This is a genomic window from Pedobacter sp. FW305-3-2-15-E-R2A2 (genome assembly GCF_038446955.1).
Lineage (GTDB): Bacteria > Bacteroidota > Bacteroidia > Sphingobacteriales > Sphingobacteriaceae > Pedobacter.
Genome location: NZ_CP151803.1, coordinates 645,582 through 664,825 on the forward strand (window position 1 = coordinate 645,582; position 19,244 = coordinate 664,825).

A 19,244-nucleotide genomic window follows, 5' to 3' on the forward strand; every position below is an offset into this window, starting at 1 on the left:
GGTATAGGGGTTTCGGTTAATTAGTGAGTGTAGGCATCGGTAACGCAGCCCTCACTGGCATCGCTTACCTGTTTCAGGTATTTATAAAGGACGCCGCCTTTGACGGGTGGTGGCAACTGTTTCCAAACCGCTTTACGTTTTTCCATTTCGGCTTCGGTAATATCCAGGTGTAAAGTGTTGTTTACCGCATCAATGATGATCGTATCGTTGTCGTGTACAAAAGCAATATTTCCACCGTCCCATGCTTCCGGAGTGATGTGTCCTACCACGAAACCATGTGTACCTCCGGAGAAACGTCCGTCTGTAATTAAGGCAACCGATTTTCCCAATCCTGCACCAATGATGGCCGAAGTTGGTTTTAGCATTTCCGGCATTCCCGGCGCGCCTTTAGGACCTACCTGTCTGATCACCACTACATCGCCTTTTTTCACCTTTCCACTCTGGATTCCGGCGATCAATGATTTTTCTCCTTCAAAAACCCTTGCCGGACCTTCAAATCTTTCTCCTTCTTTACCACTGATTTTGGCTACTGCACCTTTTTCGGCGATATTGCCGTATAACATTTGTAAGTGACCTGTCGCTTTTACCGGATTGGTTACCGGAAGGATTACTTTCTGTGCATCAAAATCCAGATCAGCAGCATCAGCTACGTTTTCAGCTAATGTTTTTCCGGTTACAGTTAAGCAGTCGCCATGAATTAAACCTACTTTCAACAGATATTTTAATACAGCTGGAACACCACCGATCTCATGAACATCTTCCATCAGGTATTGTCCGCTTGGTTTCAAATCTGCCAATACCGGAGTATTGTCGCTCACCGCCTGGAAATCGGCTAATTTTAAGGTTAATCCTACTGATTTCGCCATGGCAATTAAGTGCAACACTGCATTCGTAGAACCACCTAACACCATTACTGTTACAATCGCATTGTGGAATGCTTTTTCGGTCATGATGTCTGTAGGAAGGATGTTTCTTTCCAATAAAACACGGATGGCTTTACCTGCATCTAAACATTCTTTTCTTTTTTCCTCGCTCAATGCAGGATAAGAAGAGCTGTATGGCAAACTCATGCCCAATGCTTCGATTGCCGAGGCCATGGTATTTGCGGTATACATTCCACCACAGGCACCGGCTCCCGGACAAGTGTGGCGAATGATGCCCTGATAATCTTCTTCATTTAAGGTACCTGCCAGTTTCTCGCCAAGGGCTTCAAAAGCAGATACGATATTTAATGATTTTCCTTTATACTTTCCGGAGTGGATACTTCCACCATATACCATGATCGATGGGCGGTTTAAGCGACCCATTGCCATGATTGAACCCGGCATGTTTTTATCACAACCTGGCAAAGCAATTACGGCATCATAATATTGTCCACCACAAATGGTTTCAATAGAGTCTGCAATTACATCTCTGGAAACCAGTGAATAACGCATTCCATCTGTTCCGTTTGACATGCCATCGCTTACGCCGATGGTGCTGAAGGTTAAACCGACCATTCCGTTATCCCAGACCCCGTCTTTAACAATTTTTGCTAAATCATTGAGGTGCATGTTGCAGGTATTTCCATCGTATCCCATACTGGCAACACCGACCTGTGCTTTGTCCATATCTTCCTTGGTCAGACCAATTCCATATAGCATGGCTTGTGCTGCAGGCTGGGTTGGGTCCTGCGTGAATACTTTACTGTAGCGGTTTATTTCTGGTGATTGTGACATATTATATGATTACTTCGTAATTTTGCTTTTCTAAAACCAAACATTTATAAGTGCGTTGTATCGTGGCACCAACACTGTCGTTCCACCGGATCGGGAACTGATATTCGTCAACCGAAGCAATGCCTGCAATTTCTGTAGCTGTTCCACAGAAGAAAGCACTGTCTGCATGTTTCAAGTCTTTTACCGTCAGGTGTTTTTCCACCAGTTCGATGTCCAGTATGCGGCATAATTCTATGACTGTAGCACGGGTGATTCCAGCCAGGATATTGCCAAGAGGAGGGGTGTATAACCTTCCGTTTTTCTCAATAAAAATATTAGCTCCTGGTGCTTCTGCAATGTTGCTGTTCATGTCTAATAACAGGGCTTCATCAAATCCCTTCCGTTTAGCTTCGGTAGTGGCTAAGATAGAATTCACGTAGTTGCCGCTTACTTTAGCCTCTATAGGTGTCGATTTTGGATTCGGGCGCTCATAACTGGAAACGCAAACTTTTAATTGTTGATTTCCAAGGTAAGCTCCCCATTCCCAGGCACAGATCATGATGGAAACATCTGTTGCGGCAACCAATTGCATATTTGGTGCGGCATAGACCAAGGGGCGGATGTACGCGTCCTTTAAATTGTTTAATTCCAGTAATTTATAGGTTTGTTTGATCAGGTTATTGATGTCCCATGGAAAAGGCATATTTACCAGTTCGGCAGATTTTTTTAACCTTTCGAAATGTTCTCTGATCTTAAATATACGGGTTCCGTTATGGGTATGGTAAGCCCTGATCCCTTCAAATACAGCGTAGCCATAATGGAGCGATTGCCCGTAGATATCGGCAGTTGTGTTGGCGGCTTTCTGGAACTTGCCGTCTAAGTATAACACTGTATTTGAATTGTGGTATTTCATTTTGGTTGTAGATTGATGTTTTGTTCTTTTTATTGGTTCATTAAAAAAGCGCCACTTGTGGGGGGCGCTTGCGTATATTTTTTTATTAAATATTCATTTACAGCGCCTTATCCCTCTGAATAATCAGCAGAAGAATCACATTAATAATGACAATAATTAAGGCGGTGCTAATAAGGTTCATTTTGTTATTTATTTGTTGTTGCTTTGTAAATCCAATTTAGGCTTTGGCTTCTACACTTCCAATAGCCAGCTAAAAATAATTGAAAAAAAATGTTATTCTTTTATTTTTATAAATATACAAATATTATTCTTGATTAATTGTGTTTTTAATATCTTTAATTGGTCGCTACTATACCAAATATGAAATCGGTATTCGGTATGGGTGTTATGCAAGCATTGTAATTTTGTCGATTTTCTTCCTGAAATGTGGAAAACACCGAAAAAAATGGTAAATTTTGTAAGAATTCGGGACATAAAAAAAGCCCTGTTATCAGCTGGGGGTATTCGCTGAAGCAGGGCTATTGGGAAATTATTAAGGGGGATCTTTTTTCTGAATGAACTTTATTACTGATGGTTAGTCTTAAAGTAAATTTATAGGAATCGGTTATCCTGCAAATATTTTCTACATCGATTTGATGATTCCCGGTATCGATTTCATGTTATTTGAGAATTTATGCCCTTTGTGCGTAACAAAACGAAAAATAATACGACTAATGTTTATAGTGGAGCCGGATTAAGTACATTCAATAGGGGATGGAGCTTGCCTGGAAAATAAGTAACCTTCTTGTGTATGATTAAATGTTTAGTGCTAGACGATGAACAGCATGCTGTAGACCTCCTTGTGTCTTATATTAAACGCGTTCCATTTTTAGAATTGGTTTACAGTTCAACAGATCCCCTGGAGGCCCTGGCATTTTTAAATACAGCTGAGGTAGACCTGATCTTTTCTGATATTGAAATGCCCGAATTGTCGGGACTGGAATTTACAAAGGCGCTGGGCGGGAAGCATCATGTCGTCTTTACCACCGCATACAGTAAGTTTGCAATGGAAGGTTTTGAGCATGATGTGCTTGATTTTCTGCTCAAACCTATCATCTTTCCCCGATTTCTAAAAAGTGCCCAAAAGGCAATGACATTGATGTCTGGTTTAGATAAACCAAAAGGGGAGGAGGAACGGAAGGATTATCTTCTCGTGAAGACCGAGCAAAAAGGAAAACTAATCAAGATCAACTTTGATGAGATTGACTATGTAGAAGGTATGCGGAATTACGTGGGAATCTATAAGGATGGGGAACTGGTGCAGGCCCTCATGAATATGAAAGACCTGGAATCACTGCTTCCTGTGGCTCAGTTTGTCCGCGTACATAATTCTTATATCATCCGCATTTCCAGGATCCAGATGATAGAAGGGAATGTGGTCCGTCTGAAGAATGTAAATGGTGCCATTCCAATTGGTATTACTTACAAAAATGCTTTTATGGATAGAATAAAATAGCCAGTCCACTAGTCCCTGGTCAGTTTTCAATTGTATATAAGGTATAGGTGTAACCATAATTATATACGTTGAAAGTAAACATTAAACTAAAGAAGGTCTTAGGCCTGTTGAAAAAGAAGCCGGCAATATTGGCCTTAGTAACCATTTGTAATTCTTCTGCTCTTGCTCAGGTAGACATTGGCTATAAATTTGGCGGTGTTTCTACAGATGTCAGAGCCAATTCCAACTTTTCAGATAAGAACCGCATTAGCTACCAGCTTGGGCTGTACCTTAACTTTGATCCATTACCCTTCCTAAGCTTGCAGACTGAGGTTTTGTATAACCGGACCCGACTGCAAAATATGGTAGCTGTCGATGGTCTGAAAACTGGTATGAAAGGAATGGGTTATTGGTCTGTACCCTTGCTTTTCCAGGTCAACCCCTTGCCATTTCTGCGTGTTGGTGCAGGTCCACAATGGAATTTCCATACCAACCGGTATAAATACAGGATAGCTGAAAATCAGCAGGCATTTAAGAACTTCATGTCATTGGCCCTGGATGCGGAAGTTAAGGTGAGTACTGCTACCCGGTTGTACATTCGGTTGAACAAAGGAATCGAACGTTTTGAGAATATCTCTGATGGCAAGAATGGCAGGATCAACCGTTGGGAGTTCGGGATTCAGCGATCTTTAATGAAGAAGTGATTTTAACAAGGCAAAAAAAAAGGATGTCTGTACAGACATCCTTCTTATATATTATGCTTTAAATATTAAGCTACCCCTTCGGCAAGGACAATAATTTTGTTTTTCAAAACCTCAACTACACCACCTTTAATTACAAAGGTCTCTTCACCGGTTTTGCTTTTAATAATTACTGGTCCATCTTCTAAGGTGGAGATAATAGGCGCATGGTCTCTCAATATTTGAAAAGAACCCATAGTACCTGGTACCGTAACCGCGGTTACTTCGCCTTCAAAGACTTTTTTATCTGGTGTTAATATTTCTAGTGTCATATTCAAAGTATAAGCGCTTTAATTAAGCGTTTGCTTCAGCTAATAGTTTCTTACCTTTTTCGATTGCATCTTCGATACCACCTACTAAGTTAAATGCCGCCTCTGGATATTCATCAACTTCACCATCCATAATCATGTTAAATGCTTTGATGGTATCTTTAATGTCAACAAGTACACCTTTTAAGCCTGTAAATTGCTCAGCTACGTGGAATGGTTGAGATAAGAAACGTTGAACACGACGCGCACGGTGAACGATTAATTTATCTTCTTCAGATAATTCGTCCATACCAAGAATCGCGATGATATCCTGAAGTTCTTTATAACGTTGTAAGATTTCTTTTACGCGTTGAGCAGTGTTATAGTGCTCATCACCTAAGATCGCCGGAGATAAGATTCTTGAAGTTGAATCCAATGGATCCACCGCAGGATAAATACCTAGCTCAGAAATTTTACGTGACAATACTGTAGTCGCATCTAAGTGGGCAAACGTTGTAGCCGGAGCCGGATCCGTTAAATCATCCGCAGGTACATAAACCGCCTGAACAGATGTAATTGATCCACGTTTAGTGGAAGTAATACGTTCCTGCATTAAACCCATCTCTGTTGCCAAAGTTGGTTGGTAACCTACCGCAGAAGGCATACGACCTAGAAGTGCAGATACTTCAGAACCTGCCTGAGTGAAACGGAAGATGTTATCAACGAAGAAAAGGATGTCTTTTCCAGCGCCTTCGCCATCACCATCACGGAAGTATTCAGCAACGGTTAGTCCTGATAAAGCCACGCGAGCACGTGCTCCAGGAGGCTCATTCATCTGACCGAATACCAATGTTGCTTTAGAATCTTTTAATTTTTCTGTGTCAACCTTGCTTAAATCCCATCCACCTTTTTCCATTGAATGAAGGAACTCATCACCATAGTTGATTACACCAGATTCGATAAACTCACGTAAAAGGTCATTACCTTCACGAGTACGCTCACCTACACCGGCAAATACAGATAAACCAGCATACGCTTTCGCGATGTTGTTTACCAATTCCATGATCAATACTGTTTTACCTACACCCGCACCACCGAACAAACCGATTTTACCACCTTTAGCATAAGGCTCTAATAAGTCGATTACTTTGATACCTGTAAATAGTACCTCTGATTCAGTTGATAGCTCGTCGAATTTAGGAGGAGCATTGTGGATTGGTCTTCCGCCGGTTTTATCAACTGTGTTGATTCCGTCGATAGCCTCCCCAACAACATTGAATAGACGACCTTTAATCTGATCACCAACAGGCATTTTGATAGGCGCACCAGTATCTAATGCTTTCATGCCACGAACTAAACCATCGGTCGAGTCCATTGCAATTGCACGTACGCGGTCTTCACCAAGATGTTGTTGAACTTCTAAAACGATCTTCTGTCCGTTTTCTTTTTCAATCTCTAATGCAGAGAAAATTTGAGGTAAATGAGCATCGTCAGCAAAACTCACGTCAACTACCGGTCCTATAATCTGCGCTATTTTTCCAATGTTAGGCATATATTGTTTTGGGTAAAATTATAAATATCAATTTGTTAAAGGCTGTTTTATAAGCCCACAATTCGGTTTGCAAAGTTAAGATTTTCCAACATAAATTACATATATAAATAAAAAGTTTTTCCACAGTTTTTAAATGAATAATTTAGCAGGTATAAAACGGAGTTCAGACAGCGGCTTTTTGAAGGTGAAAAGCGGTTTTTTTCAATGCTGCATTCGTTGTTAAAAAGAAAAAATAATTGATGAAAACTATATTAGTAACAGGAAGTAACGGCCTTACAGGGCAGAAGATCACAGAACGGGTACTGGCGACAAAAGATTTTAACCTCATTGCAACCTCAAAAGGGGAGAATCGTTTTCCTGTTAAAGAAGGATATATTTATGCGGAAATGGACATCCTTAATCCGGTAAATGTGGCAGAAGTGGTGGCAAAATACAGACCGGATGCGATCATTCACACCGCGGCAATGACGAATGTGGATACTTGTGAGTCGCAAAAAGAGTTGGCAAAGGAGTTGAATGTAGGCGCTGTGGAAACCTTAATTGAGGTTTGTAAGAAGTTCGATATACAGCTGATTCACTTGTCTACAGACTTTATTTTTGATGGGGCCAACGGACCGTATGATGAACTTGCGCCGGCATGTCCTTTGAGTTATTACGGACAAACCAAATTGGAAGCCGAAGAAGCGATCATCGCTGCAGGTGGAAAATGGGCAATCCTGAGAACAATCATCGTATATGGTATTGTGAGTGACATGAGCCGTAGTAATATTGTATTATGGGCAAAAGGTGCTTTGGAAAAAGGCGAACCTATTAATGTCGTAAATGACCAGTGGCGCATGCCAACTCTGGCAGAAGATCTTGCGGATTGCTGCTTACTCGCGGTGTCTAAAAATGCACAGGGTGTTTATAATGCCTCCGGAAAGGATATGATGAGCATTTCCGAACTGGTAGGAAAGGTAGCAGATTACTGGAACCTGGATAAAAGCCTGATCAAAGAGATCAGTGCAGAAACGTTAAACCAGAGCGCTAAGCGCCCGGTAAGAACAGGATTCATTTTAGATAAAACGATTCGTGATCTTGGCTATCAGCCTCGTAGTTTTCAAGAAGGATTAGCGATATTAGACGAGCAGTTAAAGAATAAATAAATATACATACTATGGCATTACAAGTTGGCGATCAAGCCCCGGATTTTAAATTATTCAGCTCAGACCTGAAAGAAGTAGCGCTATCTGATTATAAAGGTAGAAAACTGGTTGTTCATTTCTTCCCATTGGCTTTTACAGGGGTATGTACTGCACAACTGTGTACGATGAGAGATAGCTTTGGCTATTATGAGGGAATGAATGCCGATGTAGTGGGTATCTCCGTAGATTCTCCCTTCGCTTTGGCTAAATTTAAAGAAGAACAAAGCTATCAGTTCCCTTTGTTGTCTGATTTTAACAAAGAAACTTCTAAAGCATTCGGTGCTTTGTACGAAGATTTTGCTTTCAATATGAAAGGAGTCTCTAAAAGATCGGCTTTTGTAATTGATGAAGAAGGAAAAATTATTCACTCAGAAGTGTTGGAAGATGCAGGTAATATGCCTGACTTTGATGCGATTAAGCGTTCAATAGAAGCATAAGCGCGTGTTTTTCTGATTGAGAATATTGATTTTTTTAAAAAAAAATTTGTAAAATCAATTTCAAACACTACTTTTGCAGTCCGTTAACGAAACAACGAAAACGGAAATGCATTTGTAGCTCAATTGGATAGAGCATCTCACTACGGATGAGAAGGTTTGGGGTTCGAATCCCTACAAGTGCACCACAGAAAGAGGGAATTTCAGCAATGAGATTCCCTCTTTTTTTATTCATTCATTTGATATTCAGATTATTACAATTTTTACGGATTGGCTGATTTTTGAACTATAAAATCTTAGTGTTTTTAGAAATTTTTAAGTGTTATTTTATTTAATATACTGATATATAGATGTTTGATTTGTTTTTTTTAATCAAAATTCTAAAAAAGGGTTCGATATCCGGAAGGGTGAGTTAAAGAGAGTCGAACCAAAGCAATATATCCCTAGTAGAGTAAAATTGTCGATTTAATAAAAAACAGTTAATAACGGGCGATTAGAAATTGATTTTAGGAATTTTTATCCCTAGTAAAGTAATTCATTTTTTAGCTATGGATGACCAGTTCTGCAAAACTCTCTAGGAAAAATATAATATTTTGAGCATTTCTAGACTCAATATTCCGGTTATTATTGCTTTCAAACTTTATTATTTCTTCACATTCTTTCGAGTAAACAAATTCTTCTACTGAATTTGAATCGGAAATTGCTTGGATTTCAGTAATAGCATCCAAAATTTCATGATCTAAATTGAAAATGAATTTGACTGCATCTGTGAAAAGGATATGAAAGTTCTTATCATCGCAAAGTATCCGTTTGGCAGTTAAGAGGTCGATTGTTTTTCTTTTGTATGTAGTTTCAAATTGTTGGTAGGTTAGAGAGATATTTGAGAATTTTTGCATAGCCTCAGCTATTATTTTTTCAGCTTTTGAAATCATAAACGCTGCGTTGTTCAAACTAGTTCCTATCCTGTTGATTTTGTACTCACAATCGGCTTTTATTGCGAAATAGTCATCATTGTCTATTTCACCTGATAATAAAAGTTCCTTAGCCTTGTTTAGCCTTTCAAATGTTCTTTCGATGCTTCTGAAGATTTGGGATTGTGTATTTGAAGCTTCGCCGAAATGTTTATTATAAACACGTTGTGAGACCACACGAAAAAGAGATAAATAAAATTCTCCAGGAATTAACTGTATTAACTCTTTTAGTACCAATTCATCCATAGAATCGGCTCTAACCCGGAATTTGCAACCATTCATACAGTGGTAGTAATGGTAATACCTATTTTTACCTTTCGAGGCACTACCTGTTAGGATCTTAAGGCATAGTGGGCATGTTAATAGACCTCGTAATGGTAGTTGATTATTAGTTTTAGTTCTGCATTGTGGTTTTGCATTGTTATTTAATACCTGTTGAACTTGTTTAAAGACATCTTCAGATATTAATTTTTCATGCAAGCCATTAACTAAATACCGATTTTCTTGTTCGTACGCTGGAACTATGATCTTACCACAATAAATAGGATTTCGGATCATCAGCCAGAAATTATTTAAGCTACATTTAAATCCGTTCTCTATTGCTTCGTTATAAATAAAACGTGTGGAATAATATCCTTTGGCCAATTCGATAAAAATGTTCTTGATAAAGGTCGCCTCTGGCTCTTTGGGTATTATACATTTTTTGCCATCGATTAAGGTGATATTTATATATCCTATCGGTGCATGACACATATATCGTCCCTCTTGTTTTGCTTTACGCATACCTTGCCTGACATTCAAACTTCGCCTGTCATTTTCTACTTCGGATGTTGCTAGGTAAATAGCGAGCATTATTTTATTTTCTGGAATAGCGAGGTTAAGAGGTTGATCAATGGCCTTGGTTTCAATGTTCATCTTTTTAAGCCTTTCAATCATGGAATATGCATCCGCAGCATTCCTGCTGAACCTATCCCATCTGGAGAATAAAATAAAGTCTGGTCTGTTAACTCTACTACGGTTTAAGCCTAAGAATAATTTTGACCACTCGGGTCTATTAAAGGTTTTTGCTGAATGATCTTCGTATACGATCTGTAGAATTTGAATTTTATTAACGAAACAGAACTTTTCTAAACGTTCTCTTTGGCTTTGCTGTGAGTATCCTTTTTGTGCCTGCTCATCAGTACTTACACGAATGTATAACATTGCAGTTTGCATGATGGAATATTTTTGTTATCTACGATGGAAAGGCAGAGTAGTATTTTTTCTTGAATTAAGATGACTTGTTAATTATAAAACTAATTGTCCCAGTTAGAATTGACGGCGAGTTATGGCAGGACAAGGCAACCACTTTAAATTTCTAATTAATATATTTGAATTTACGCTATACACATGCCAACAGCCATACAAAATCCATTTATTGATTTACCCATTTGGGAGCACTTTTTAAAGACAACAGAAAATGAAACTGATAATCGCCAAATGGTGATTAATCACATTGGACATGCCCTGCCATTATTAGAACGCATTATAGTTGCATATCCTTCGTTTACGCTTCATAACGCACAGCACCAACACAATATTCTTCGACTGATCGGAGAAATTCTTGGGATACGACTACAAGGATTAAGTGGCTTGGAGACGGCAATATTAATATTGAGTGCGGTTTATCACGATATTGGGATGGTCTACAAGCCGGAAGAGCTCAAAACTGTGTCATTGGAGCCTGAGTTTGAAGAGTTTTTATTTATAAACACTGCAGCAAAACTTCAATTTGAAGAAGATGGAAAGCAAGCGACTGAAAGTCTTATAGGTTGGTATTGCCGCTGGATGCACGCGAAACGAGTTTGGCCATTTCTCCAGGATGTTGACAGCACAATACCATTTGTCTGGGATAAGGTGCCATTTAAAGTTGAATTGGGTAACGTATGTGAAAGCCATAATAGTTCAATTGAATACATCAAAAATAATGACGATAAATTTAGCGTTACTTTTCTAGGTAAATGCGATTTGAAGTTTTGTGCCCTGCTTTTGCGTATTGGAGATATTCTCGATTTCGACGACACACGTACCCCACTCAGTCTTTACGAATATTTGGGTCTTGACAAATCCAATAAAGCAGATGACCAGATCAGCGATAAGGAATGGCGGCAACATATGAGTGCAAAGGGTTTTACCGTGGAGCGTGAACATGGCCGAACTCGTCTGCGCTTTATTGCCGTGCCGGAGCATCCAAAAGTCGAGGTTGGTATTAGGAGTTTTCTTAAGATCATTGAAACTGAACTCAATGCATGTGCGAGGCTTCTTCGTTTTTGTTCAGACGAGTGGGTGCATTTCGAACTTCCTGACGAAATTAATTTAGAGGGTATTAAAAGTAAAAACTATCGATCTGGAAACTATCACTTTTCACTCGCTGAAGACGATGTTATGAAATTGCTTACTGGTGAGGGGATTTACAATGATGACTTCATCTTCTTGCGGGAGCTCTTGCAAAATGCGATAGACACTAGCAGACACCGCGAATTTAGAGAAAGGTTAGTTGACAGTACCTTTCATGCTTCTCCAATTATTGTTTCAAACTTTACTGATGATGAAGGGTATCAATGGATCCGTATCGATGACTACGGTATGGGGATGAACCTGGAAATCATTGAAAAACACTTGCTCAAAAAAGGCAAATCTTATTATAATTCTGATGCTTTCAAACTTGAAAAGCTGGCGATTCGTGAAAAGATACATGCAGATTTCGTTCCAATCAGTCGCTTTGGTATAGGTCTGTTATCATGCTTCATCGCGGGGGATAAAATCGAAATCAGCACAGTCCATAAAGACGAGCCTAATAATCCTTACCGCTTGTCAGTGGAAGGAAGAAATGGATTCTTTATGTTGCAGAGTAAAAAAGAGCATGATACACCAGCCCCCATGCCTGCTGAAAACAAACCGGAAAAGGACTACCGTAAAAAGCCCGGAACTTCAATTGCGGTAAGAATTGTTACTAACAAAGAGTATGAGGGGTTTGATGTCAAAGCGCTTCTCGAAAGATATTTAATGGCGCCGCCAGTCCCAGTTGAATATGATGGAACCGCAATTGGTGGTGATTTTAAAGAACTGATGGACACCCCTTGGGCAACTGCTCAAAGTTTTGAACTTAACGAGGAATACGTCAATAAAGTCAGGACATTAACCGAACTGCCCCTTGAATCCGGTATCAAAATATCTATTCTACCCATTAGTTTAACTCAAGATGCTCTTTCTTCTAATATTAAAGGACAGCTAATCATCACTTATATCGATATACCTGAACATCCATTATTAAGAGATGATAATATTAGATTTACACTCGATTCTCAGAATAGAAAAATTGAAGTTCAATGTGTCAAGACCAAAAAAAAGGATGGAAAGACTTTTGATGAGAGGGAAACGGAAGATGTTTCATTTCTTTTCGATCATCTAAAAATTCCGGATGTAGTTACTTTAAATCCATATTCGTTTCATCCCTATCATTTGAATGTCCTTCGTTTTAGCCACAATGGCATCAGGATACCTGAGGATACAAAGACCTTAGCTTTAAATAGAGGGGGAATCAATAGTTATCAGCTTAATTGGGGACACCTTAGTAATTTTAATTTTATTTGTTCCGGGGTCGTTTATTTTCAGGACGAATTGTTACCAAACCTTACTGTGTCGCGAAATGAAATACGTGAAATGACCTTTCCGACTGTTGCCCATTTATTAGTTGCGCTTCGTTCACTTAACCGACTGATATATGATAATCCTGAACAGCACCAATTCAATTTCTTCGAAAGATTAGAGCATGATGTTGAATTTACTTCAGGCATAATCGAAAAATCCAGATTCTATGAAAGTCATAGGGAATTTTGGAATCAGGAGATCAAAATCCATACTGGCGACGGAGTCTTATCCGTTGATGAGTTGATAGAAAAATCCCCAAATGATCTTGAGATTTTTAATAATTACCACAGCTCAGCCTTTTACAGGAATTTAATCAAATATATTCTCGAATCTAATTTCGACATTTCTGTGGCGTATTTTCATGAGGAAGGCAGTGATGTTAAACGATTTTATCTGTCAACAAAATCAACTGTAAATTCTGTGATTGTTGAAGGTTTTGAGCCACAGACCTTTATGCGTTTTAAAAACCATTCATCGCTATTGCCTGGCAAGGAAGTCAATATTGATCACCCATACACCAAGTGGTATGCCTCGGCTTATCCGCTTTTAACGAAGGAATATTTCCATTATTCAATGCAATTGATACATGGATTATTTGGATCCTGGGAGTCCAACAAGCCCGAGATTGAAAAAATAAATCGCATACTTGATAAACTGAGAAAGGTCTTGCCTGAGGATCTACGGCCATTGAAAGAAATCAACCTGAAGAGGGACGATTTCCAACGAAAAGAAGTATTATAAATGTACATATTATTTATTAATAATAGAGTGTGATGAATATGTAAGGTCAATCAAAAGATTGACCTTACATCAATCGGATTTATTCAATCACAATTACTAGATACTGATATATATCTATAACAATTCTTTGTAGAATCTTCATCTTGCCGCCTATGTTCCATTTTTTATCTTCAACATTTACTCTGGAAAGGTCGCGATTGAAAAATTGGTTACATTCAATAGGGGAAGGTGTTAAAAGTATTAAAGAAAAGTGGAGACTGTTGTAATCTAATTTGGTATTCTTTAGTAGCAAAAAGCCTTCGTGGCAATACATAGGTAGATAAAAGAATAATCTGCCGACAAGGTAATGTGGAATAGTTGAAAAATAATCTAGGTTTGTCGTTCCTTGAGTACTATATTGTGTAATTTAGCCAGCTAATTAAATGATCTCTAACGGCCAATTATTATGAATCAGGAACTGATGCTTCGTTTATTTAAGTCTATAGAAGGGGAGCCTAAGGATGATATTGTCAAGGTTGCTAGTGTCATTATCGAGTCTGAGCGTCAGAAAGGACATCATAAGCTTGCTGATAGACTGAATTCTATACTGAAAAGAAATTTGCAATCTACTCAGTCGCTTAAAGGTGAACTGAAAACTATATTTGGGGGAAGTGTAACCATTCCTGTTGATAAACGGAAAAATGTGCCACTTGCTACAGAAATAAAAAGGGAAGATCTTCGTCATGAAATGATTCTTTCAGCTGAGATTGAAGCCAAAATTACACGAATCGAGAGTGAATTTGTAGCTCGGGAACGGTTAGCTCATTTTGGTTTACAGCCAAGAAAGCGCATATTATTATACGGTAGTCCGGGTTGCGGAAAGAGTATGACGGCCGAACGTATCGCGTGGAATATAGGGTTACCTTTTTTAAAGGTACGCTTTGAGGCTATTATATCATCTTATTTGGGTGAATCTGCTACTAACCTTACTAATATTTTTGCAGCGGTAGAGCACTTTCCATGTGTTCTATTGCTCGATGAGTTCGATTTTATTGCAAAGGCAAGAGATGGTAAACAGGATGTAGGCGAGATGCATCGTGTGGTAAATATTTTGCTAAATGTGTTAGAAGACTATAAAGGTGAAGGTATTGTAATTGCAACAACAAATCTGGAAGGTACATTGGATAAAGCGTTATTCAGGCGGTTTGATGATATTATAGAAATGCCTAAACCGGGCACCGAAGAAATTGCTAAAATACTGAAAGCGACACTGGCTACAATAAAGATATCCAAAAGAGTCTCCCTTAAGTCAATGGCTGAGAAAATGGATAGATTTTCTAGCGCCTTGATAGTTAAAATTGCCAATGATGCAGCAAAGCTCGCAGTGATAGGCGGTAGGAATGTGATAGAAGAAGCTGATTTTGTGAATTCGTTGAAAGAAAACGAAAATTATCACCAATAATCAACCAAAGCCTTTTGTATGGCAAAATTTCCTCATCTCCCTCTCAGGACCATATTAGATGGCAGTTATAAATTTAAGGGCTTTGCCGGTCGCGGTAAGTCTCAACGCTCGCTCGATAATTTAAATAATAGAAAAGCTCACGGAACGTCACTATTACAGATGACTGAAGGGATCCAACAGCTCAACATGGATGTGCTGGCCTGGCGTAAAGAGCAAGGACTGCCAGATTTGCCTGATGAACATATAATACCTGTATTGTTGCAAGTTGATCCACAGGTTTTCAATATTGAAAGCTTGAAGGGATTTGGCATGGAGGTGATTGCAGAAGAGGAATCTGGTTTTATTATTGGTGCAAGCGTGGACCAATTTAAATCGTTGAAGGCCAAGATTAGTAAGTTCATCAAAGAGACGAACCAAGGGACTGCGCTACTTTGGCAAATCGAGCAAGGACAGCAGTGGAGACCTGAATACATTTTAAATGAGGAGTTGTATTGGAAGTGGCTGGATGGGATTAAAGATGAAGAACAATTCACAGTAGATATTTCTATTTCCTGTCATATAAAACAGAGTGATCACCCTGTACAGACTAAAGGAATGAGTGATGAATCCTTTGAGACTAAACTTTCCAACTGGTATGAAAATACTTTGGTGACAGATGTTGAGCTAGACCAGTTGATGATGCAACGCCAGGATCAAGTTCAAACTTTTATAGAATTAGGCGGCGGAAACCTTGTTGGAGGTTTTGTAGAATATCGAGACAGCTTTGGTTTTCGTGCTGAGCTTTCTGGCCGCGCATTGAAAGACATTGTACTAAATTACCCCTATGTGTTTGAGATTGCTGAGCACTGTGAAATAGAACGCCAAGTGCTCACTCATGAAGATTTCGGAGAAATTGATTGTACTATACTCGCCCCCTCGATCGATTCACCTAACTTGTGTATTATAGATAGTGGTATTCAACAGAACCATATATTACTGGAACCTGCAATCTTGCCAGACAGATCAATCAATTTCGTCCCACACGAAACTACGGTGGCCGATCAGGTTCCAAATGGCGGGCACGGTACGAAAGTAGCTGGAGCAGTTCTTTATGGCGCAGCAATTCCCAGAGCAGGAACGGTTCAGGCACCTTTCTTTTTGACCAATATACGGGTGCTGGATGCCGGTAAGGCTATGTCCAGCTTGCTGTTTGAACCTGAATTGATGCATACAATAGCTGATCATAACGGGGATATATCCATATTTAATCTCTCTATTAATACAAGAGTACCGTGCAGGACGCGTCATATGTCGCAATGGGCTTCCGCTATTGACATGATTTGTCATGAAGAAGCGAAAATCTTTGTAGTTTCTGCGGGAAATATTAATGACTCGGGCGCCTTGGTGAACAGGCCTGGCATTAAGGAACATCTGGCGGCCAGTCGCCCATACCCAAGTTATTTACTTGAACCTTCTTCGCGAATCGCTGATCCGGCTCAAAGTATTTTTGCTATTACGGTTGGTTCTGTATGTATAGGTGAATTTGACGACGCTGACCGTGCATCATTTGGAAAAAAAGATTTTCCCTCATCTTTTTCACGATCAGGGATGGGCATGTGGGGTGCAATAAAGCCGGAGGTCGTTGAGTATGGGGGGGATTGGATCAAAGAAAAAGCCGGCTCTAATTTAACAATCCTCCCCCAGACATCTCCTGAATTGGTGAAAACGGGTTTGCATGGCATAGGTAGAGTCGATATTGGTACATCATTTAGCGCTCCTCAGGTGACCCATATTTTGGGCCATTTACAGAAACTCTTTCCTAATGAGCACGTGTTATTTTACAAAGCTTTGCTCATACAATCGGCTAGGTTGCCAGAGGCTATTTGGCACAATCCACATGCCCGGCATTTACGGCACATGGGGTATGGTATCCCAAGTCTGGATAGAGCGATAGACAATACTCCGTTTCGGATTACTTTTACAGAAACAGGAGCTATTGCACCGAAAAAAGCTAAGATTTTCTCGGTTAAGGTGCCGGAAGAAATGCGCGGACAGGGTGAAGCTTATGATATCTTAATAGAAGTTTCTCTATGCTATACTGCAGAACCACGAAGAACTAGAAAGAATCTGCGGTCTTACTTGTCAGCATGGCTAACTTGGGAATCCAGTAAATTGGGACAGAGCAGTCAGGCATTTCATGCAGATGTATTGAAGGAGATGGTGGAAAAGGATTGGGATCAGGAACAAGAGGAACCTGAAGATCCACATTCTATAAAATGGACAATCTGGAGCAATAGTAAATGGGGGAAAATTAAAGATATAAGACGGCAGGCTAGTGCTAATCAGAAAGACTGGGTAGTACTTAAATCATTTGAATTACCTTCTGAACTGTCCTTTGCGGTAATTGGGCACAAAGGTTGGGAAAATGATCTAAATCAAGAGGTGCCTTATGCATTTGTTGTGAGTTTTGAAATTTTACACTCTGAAGTCGAGATTTATGATATTATGCAGCAGGTAAATATAGAGGTGCCTATTCAGGCAAGAGTGTGATGATTGAGTGAATAGTATTAAGTATGTTTGGAACAGGATCAGATCAAAAATCGGCACTTAAATTTTTTGTAGATTGATTATCTCCCAGGTTAATTGTTAAATATGCATAAGATCTTAGAAAAGGCAGAGACAAACTAAAAAACTATTATAGATAGTTTTAATCAGCTGTGTTCGAAAAGAAATAACGGATTACCAAATACAGTGTTCCGACAAAGAAGCCATCAATGATCAAATATTTCCATTTTTCGTCACTGGATTTTGCATACAGGACCAGATAAATGGTAACAAAAACTAATAAACTTAAAACAATAAGCAATATAATCGCTCGACAAATTATATTAAAAATAAATTTGTAAACTTTGATCTTGTCATCATCGATATTACTTGCCATTCTTTCTTACAATTTGATAAAAAATAATAGTACTAAGGCTTTCAGTGTTAAAGTCATATTCAGATTCCTCCCGAAGTTGGCAAGATTGACAGGTAATTACCGATGGCATTTGATCAAGATTATCAACAGATAAAATGATTCGTTCACAATCTTTATTATAGCATATAATCCCAATCTTTTCTCGAAAAACTCCTTCTCTAACAGCAAGGTTACAGAATAACTTTGCCAGTCTATTCGGAATATTAAAGAAACTGCGAATATTCTCTACGTAGATTCTGTTAGGATCTGTAGCTGCAATAAGTTCCTGTTTTTTGGCAATGAACTTCCCCAGAAAGCTCTTATCAATTATTTGTAATAATCTCATTGATGACAGAATCTATTTGTGAAGTGTTTTTTGAATATAAGGGTATCGTTATCTCACCGTTAGTTGGATCACATGTAAAGTGACCACAAAGATCGTCATTATCTTTAAGATATTTGAAAAGAGTTTTGTTTAGTGGTGATTTCATCAGTTCCGCATATACATCTGGATATTCCACTTTTACAAGATTATCTTCGTCCATAGTTTCCTTAGACATTGACTTACTTTTTTTAAATTTCACTTCACGCGAGTCAATCGAATCATCGTCCCAAAGTTTCTTTATACCTTTATTTAGGTCGGCTTTCTCAGGCGCATTATTAGCAAAAAGAGCGATAAGTGGTGTAAGAATTGATTTTTCATCAACGGCTTTAGTTGGGCTATACAATGCAGCGTTCGCTGGGAAATAAGGTGTTAATTTACTTTCCAATACCGTAAATCTGATTATTAAATAATGCCTAGTTACTTCAATCATCATGGGTTGATGAAAATTCAAGTCGACCTGATTTATAGCTCCGCCAAAATTCACAATTACTTGAAAAGTCACATCAGCTAAAGCAAATATCAATAGCCTATTTGCAGTAACGTCTTGTTTGATGATTTTATAACCAAGTTGTTGTTGAGTAATACTAGTTGGTGCATAAGGGTGTTGAAATTTATAAATATAAATGTGTTGCTTAGTGTAATTAAAGTGACTGTAACTAAAGTTTTCGATTTCAATTCGAGAATTGTTTTGAAGTATTTCTTCTAGGATTTCCTCTTGATTTCCTGGAGCAGTTTCAAAATGCTCCTTTAGGATTTTAACAGGATAAGATTTAAGTAATCGTCGTGAAAGGTCGGTCGCGTTGTTCATTTGGTCAGTTTTTGCAAAATACATTTTT

General features: G+C 38.8%; 14 protein-coding genes and 1 tRNA gene. 8 read left to right on the top strand and 7 right to left on the bottom strand.

Translation table 11 applies throughout. From position 1 onward, the window contains the following. Positions 1-20: 20 nt before the first annotated feature. Complete coding sequence (gene ilvD, locus AAFF35_RS02590; protein WP_342330771.1) at positions 21-1,718, bottom strand: dihydroxy-acid dehydratase; 1,698 nt, start codon at positions 1,716-1,718, stop codon at positions 21-23. Between the two features lies 1 nt (position 1,719). Beyond that, entirely contained in the window at positions 1,720-2,610 is an 891-nt protein-coding gene (locus AAFF35_RS02595; protein WP_342330772.1) for a branched-chain amino acid transaminase, read from the bottom strand. Positions 2,611-3,400: 790 nt separating this feature from the next. On the opposite strand from AAFF35_RS02595, the gene AAFF35_RS02600 reads away from it, so the two are divergent. Both AAFF35_RS02600 and AAFF35_RS02605 read left to right on the top strand, forming a co-directional pair. Continuing rightward, entirely contained in the window at positions 3,401-4,105 is a 705-nt protein-coding gene (locus tag AAFF35_RS02600) for a LytTR family DNA-binding domain-containing protein (RefSeq protein ID WP_342330773.1), read from the top strand. A 68-nt stretch (positions 4,106-4,173) separates the two neighbouring features. Beyond that, entirely contained in the window at positions 4,174-4,788 is a 615-nt protein-coding gene (locus AAFF35_RS02605) for a hypothetical protein (protein WP_342330774.1), read from the top strand. A 65-nt stretch (positions 4,789-4,853) separates the two neighbouring features. On the opposite strand, the gene atpC is transcribed toward AAFF35_RS02605, so the two are convergent. After that, on the bottom strand, positions 4,854-5,096 hold the full coding sequence (gene atpC, locus AAFF35_RS02610) for an ATP synthase F1 subunit epsilon (RefSeq protein WP_073229919.1): 243 nt from the start codon (positions 5,094-5,096) through the stop codon (positions 4,854-4,856). A 22-nt stretch (positions 5,097-5,118) separates the two neighbouring features. Beyond that, on the bottom strand, positions 5,119-6,624 hold the full coding sequence (atpD, locus tag AAFF35_RS02615; RefSeq protein WP_342330775.1) for a F0F1 ATP synthase subunit beta: 1,506 nt from the start codon (positions 6,622-6,624) through the stop codon (positions 5,119-5,121). A 239-nt stretch (positions 6,625-6,863) separates the two neighbouring features. On the opposite strand from atpD, the gene AAFF35_RS02620 reads away from it, so the two are divergent. The 3 genes from AAFF35_RS02620 to AAFF35_RS02630 all read left to right on the top strand — a co-directional run bounded on the left by AAFF35_RS02620 (position 6,864) and on the right by AAFF35_RS02630 (position 8,430). Continuing rightward, a complete protein-coding gene (locus tag AAFF35_RS02620) occupies positions 6,864-7,769 on the top strand; it encodes an SDR family oxidoreductase (protein WP_342330776.1) in 906 nt (301 codons plus the stop codon). Between the two features lie 11 nt (positions 7,770-7,780). Continuing rightward, entirely contained in the window at positions 7,781-8,245 is a 465-nt protein-coding gene (locus AAFF35_RS02625) for a redoxin domain-containing protein (RefSeq protein ID WP_342330778.1), read from the top strand. Between the two features lie 108 nt (positions 8,246-8,353). Continuing rightward, positions 8,354-8,430, top strand: a tRNA-Arg gene (locus tag AAFF35_RS02630). A 354-nt stretch (positions 8,431-8,784) separates the two neighbouring features. Here the strand turns inward: AAFF35_RS02630 and AAFF35_RS02635 are convergent. Then, the gene (locus AAFF35_RS02635; protein WP_342330780.1) at positions 8,785-10,428 is read right to left on the bottom strand and encodes a recombinase family protein; all 1,644 of its coding nucleotides are present in this window, start codon (positions 10,426-10,428) and stop codon (positions 8,785-8,787) included. A gap of 174 nt (positions 10,429-10,602) precedes the next feature. On the opposite strand from AAFF35_RS02635, the gene AAFF35_RS02640 reads away from it, so the two are divergent. The 3 genes from AAFF35_RS02640 to AAFF35_RS02650 all read left to right on the top strand — a co-directional run bounded on the left by AAFF35_RS02640 (position 10,603) and on the right by AAFF35_RS02650 (position 17,614). After that, positions 10,603-13,644, top strand: a complete 3,042-nt coding sequence (locus AAFF35_RS02640) for a hypothetical protein (RefSeq protein WP_342330782.1) — start codon at positions 10,603-10,605, stop codon at positions 13,642-13,644. Between the two features lie 445 nt (positions 13,645-14,089). Next, positions 14,090-15,085 (top strand): ATP-binding protein, encoded by a 996-nt coding sequence (locus tag AAFF35_RS02645; RefSeq protein WP_136878772.1) that lies wholly within the window; start codon positions 14,090-14,092, stop codon positions 15,083-15,085. Positions 15,086-15,103: 18 nt separating this feature from the next. Beyond that, on the top strand, positions 15,104-17,614 hold the full coding sequence (locus tag AAFF35_RS02650) for a S8 family peptidase (protein WP_342330785.1): 2,511 nt from the start codon (positions 15,104-15,106) through the stop codon (positions 17,612-17,614). A gap of 380 nt (positions 17,615-17,994) precedes the next feature. On the opposite strand, the gene AAFF35_RS02655 is transcribed toward AAFF35_RS02650, so the two are convergent. Then, positions 17,995-18,369, bottom strand: coding sequence for a hypothetical protein (locus tag AAFF35_RS02655; RefSeq protein WP_342330787.1), 375 nt, complete (start codon positions 18,367-18,369; stop codon positions 17,995-17,997). After that, a complete protein-coding gene (locus tag AAFF35_RS02660) occupies positions 18,347-19,216 on the bottom strand; it encodes a hypothetical protein (protein ID WP_136878775.1) in 870 nt (289 codons plus the stop codon). Before AAFF35_RS02660 ends, AAFF35_RS02655 begins: the two co-directional genes overlap by 23 nt. Positions 19,217-19,244 lie beyond the last annotated feature (28 nt).

Excerpts from the sequence above, each read along its gene's own strand:
- AAFF35_RS02655 (WP_342330787.1), bottom strand. The coding sequence starts at position 18,369 with ATGAGATTATTACAAATAATTGATAAGAGCTTTCTGGGGAAGTTCATT.
- atpC (WP_073229919.1), bottom strand. The coding sequence starts at position 5,096 with ATGACACTAGAAATATTAACACCAGATAAAAAAGTCTTTGAAGGCGAA.
- AAFF35_RS02640 (WP_342330782.1), top strand. The coding sequence starts at position 10,603 with ATGCCAACAGCCATACAAAATCCATTTATTGATTTACCCATTTGGGAG.
- AAFF35_RS02650 (WP_342330785.1), top strand. The coding sequence starts at position 15,104 with ATGGCAAAATTTCCTCATCTCCCTCTCAGGACCATATTAGATGGCAGT.
- AAFF35_RS02625 (WP_342330778.1), top strand. The coding sequence starts at position 7,781 with ATGGCATTACAAGTTGGCGATCAAGCCCCGGATTTTAAATTATTCAGC.
- AAFF35_RS02600 (WP_342330773.1), top strand. The coding sequence starts at position 3,401 with ATGATTAAATGTTTAGTGCTAGACGATGAACAGCATGCTGTAGACCTC.
- AAFF35_RS02645 (WP_136878772.1), top strand. The coding sequence starts at position 14,090 with ATGAATCAGGAACTGATGCTTCGTTTATTTAAGTCTATAGAAGGGGAG.
- ilvD (WP_342330771.1), bottom strand. The coding sequence starts at position 1,718 with ATGTCACAATCACCAGAAATAAACCGCTACAGTAAAGTATTCACGCAG.
- AAFF35_RS02660 (WP_136878775.1), bottom strand. The coding sequence starts at position 19,216 with ATGAACAACGCGACCGACCTTTCACGACGATTACTTAAATCTTATCCT.
- AAFF35_RS02620 (WP_342330776.1), top strand. The coding sequence starts at position 6,864 with ATGAAAACTATATTAGTAACAGGAAGTAACGGCCTTACAGGGCAGAAG.
- AAFF35_RS02635 (WP_342330780.1), bottom strand. The coding sequence starts at position 10,428 with ATGCAAACTGCAATGTTATACATTCGTGTAAGTACTGATGAGCAGGCA.
- atpD (WP_342330775.1), bottom strand. The coding sequence starts at position 6,624 with ATGCCTAACATTGGAAAAATAGCGCAGATTATAGGACCGGTAGTTGAC.
- AAFF35_RS02595 (WP_342330772.1), bottom strand. The coding sequence starts at position 2,610 with ATGAAATACCACAATTCAAATACAGTGTTATACTTAGACGGCAAGTTC.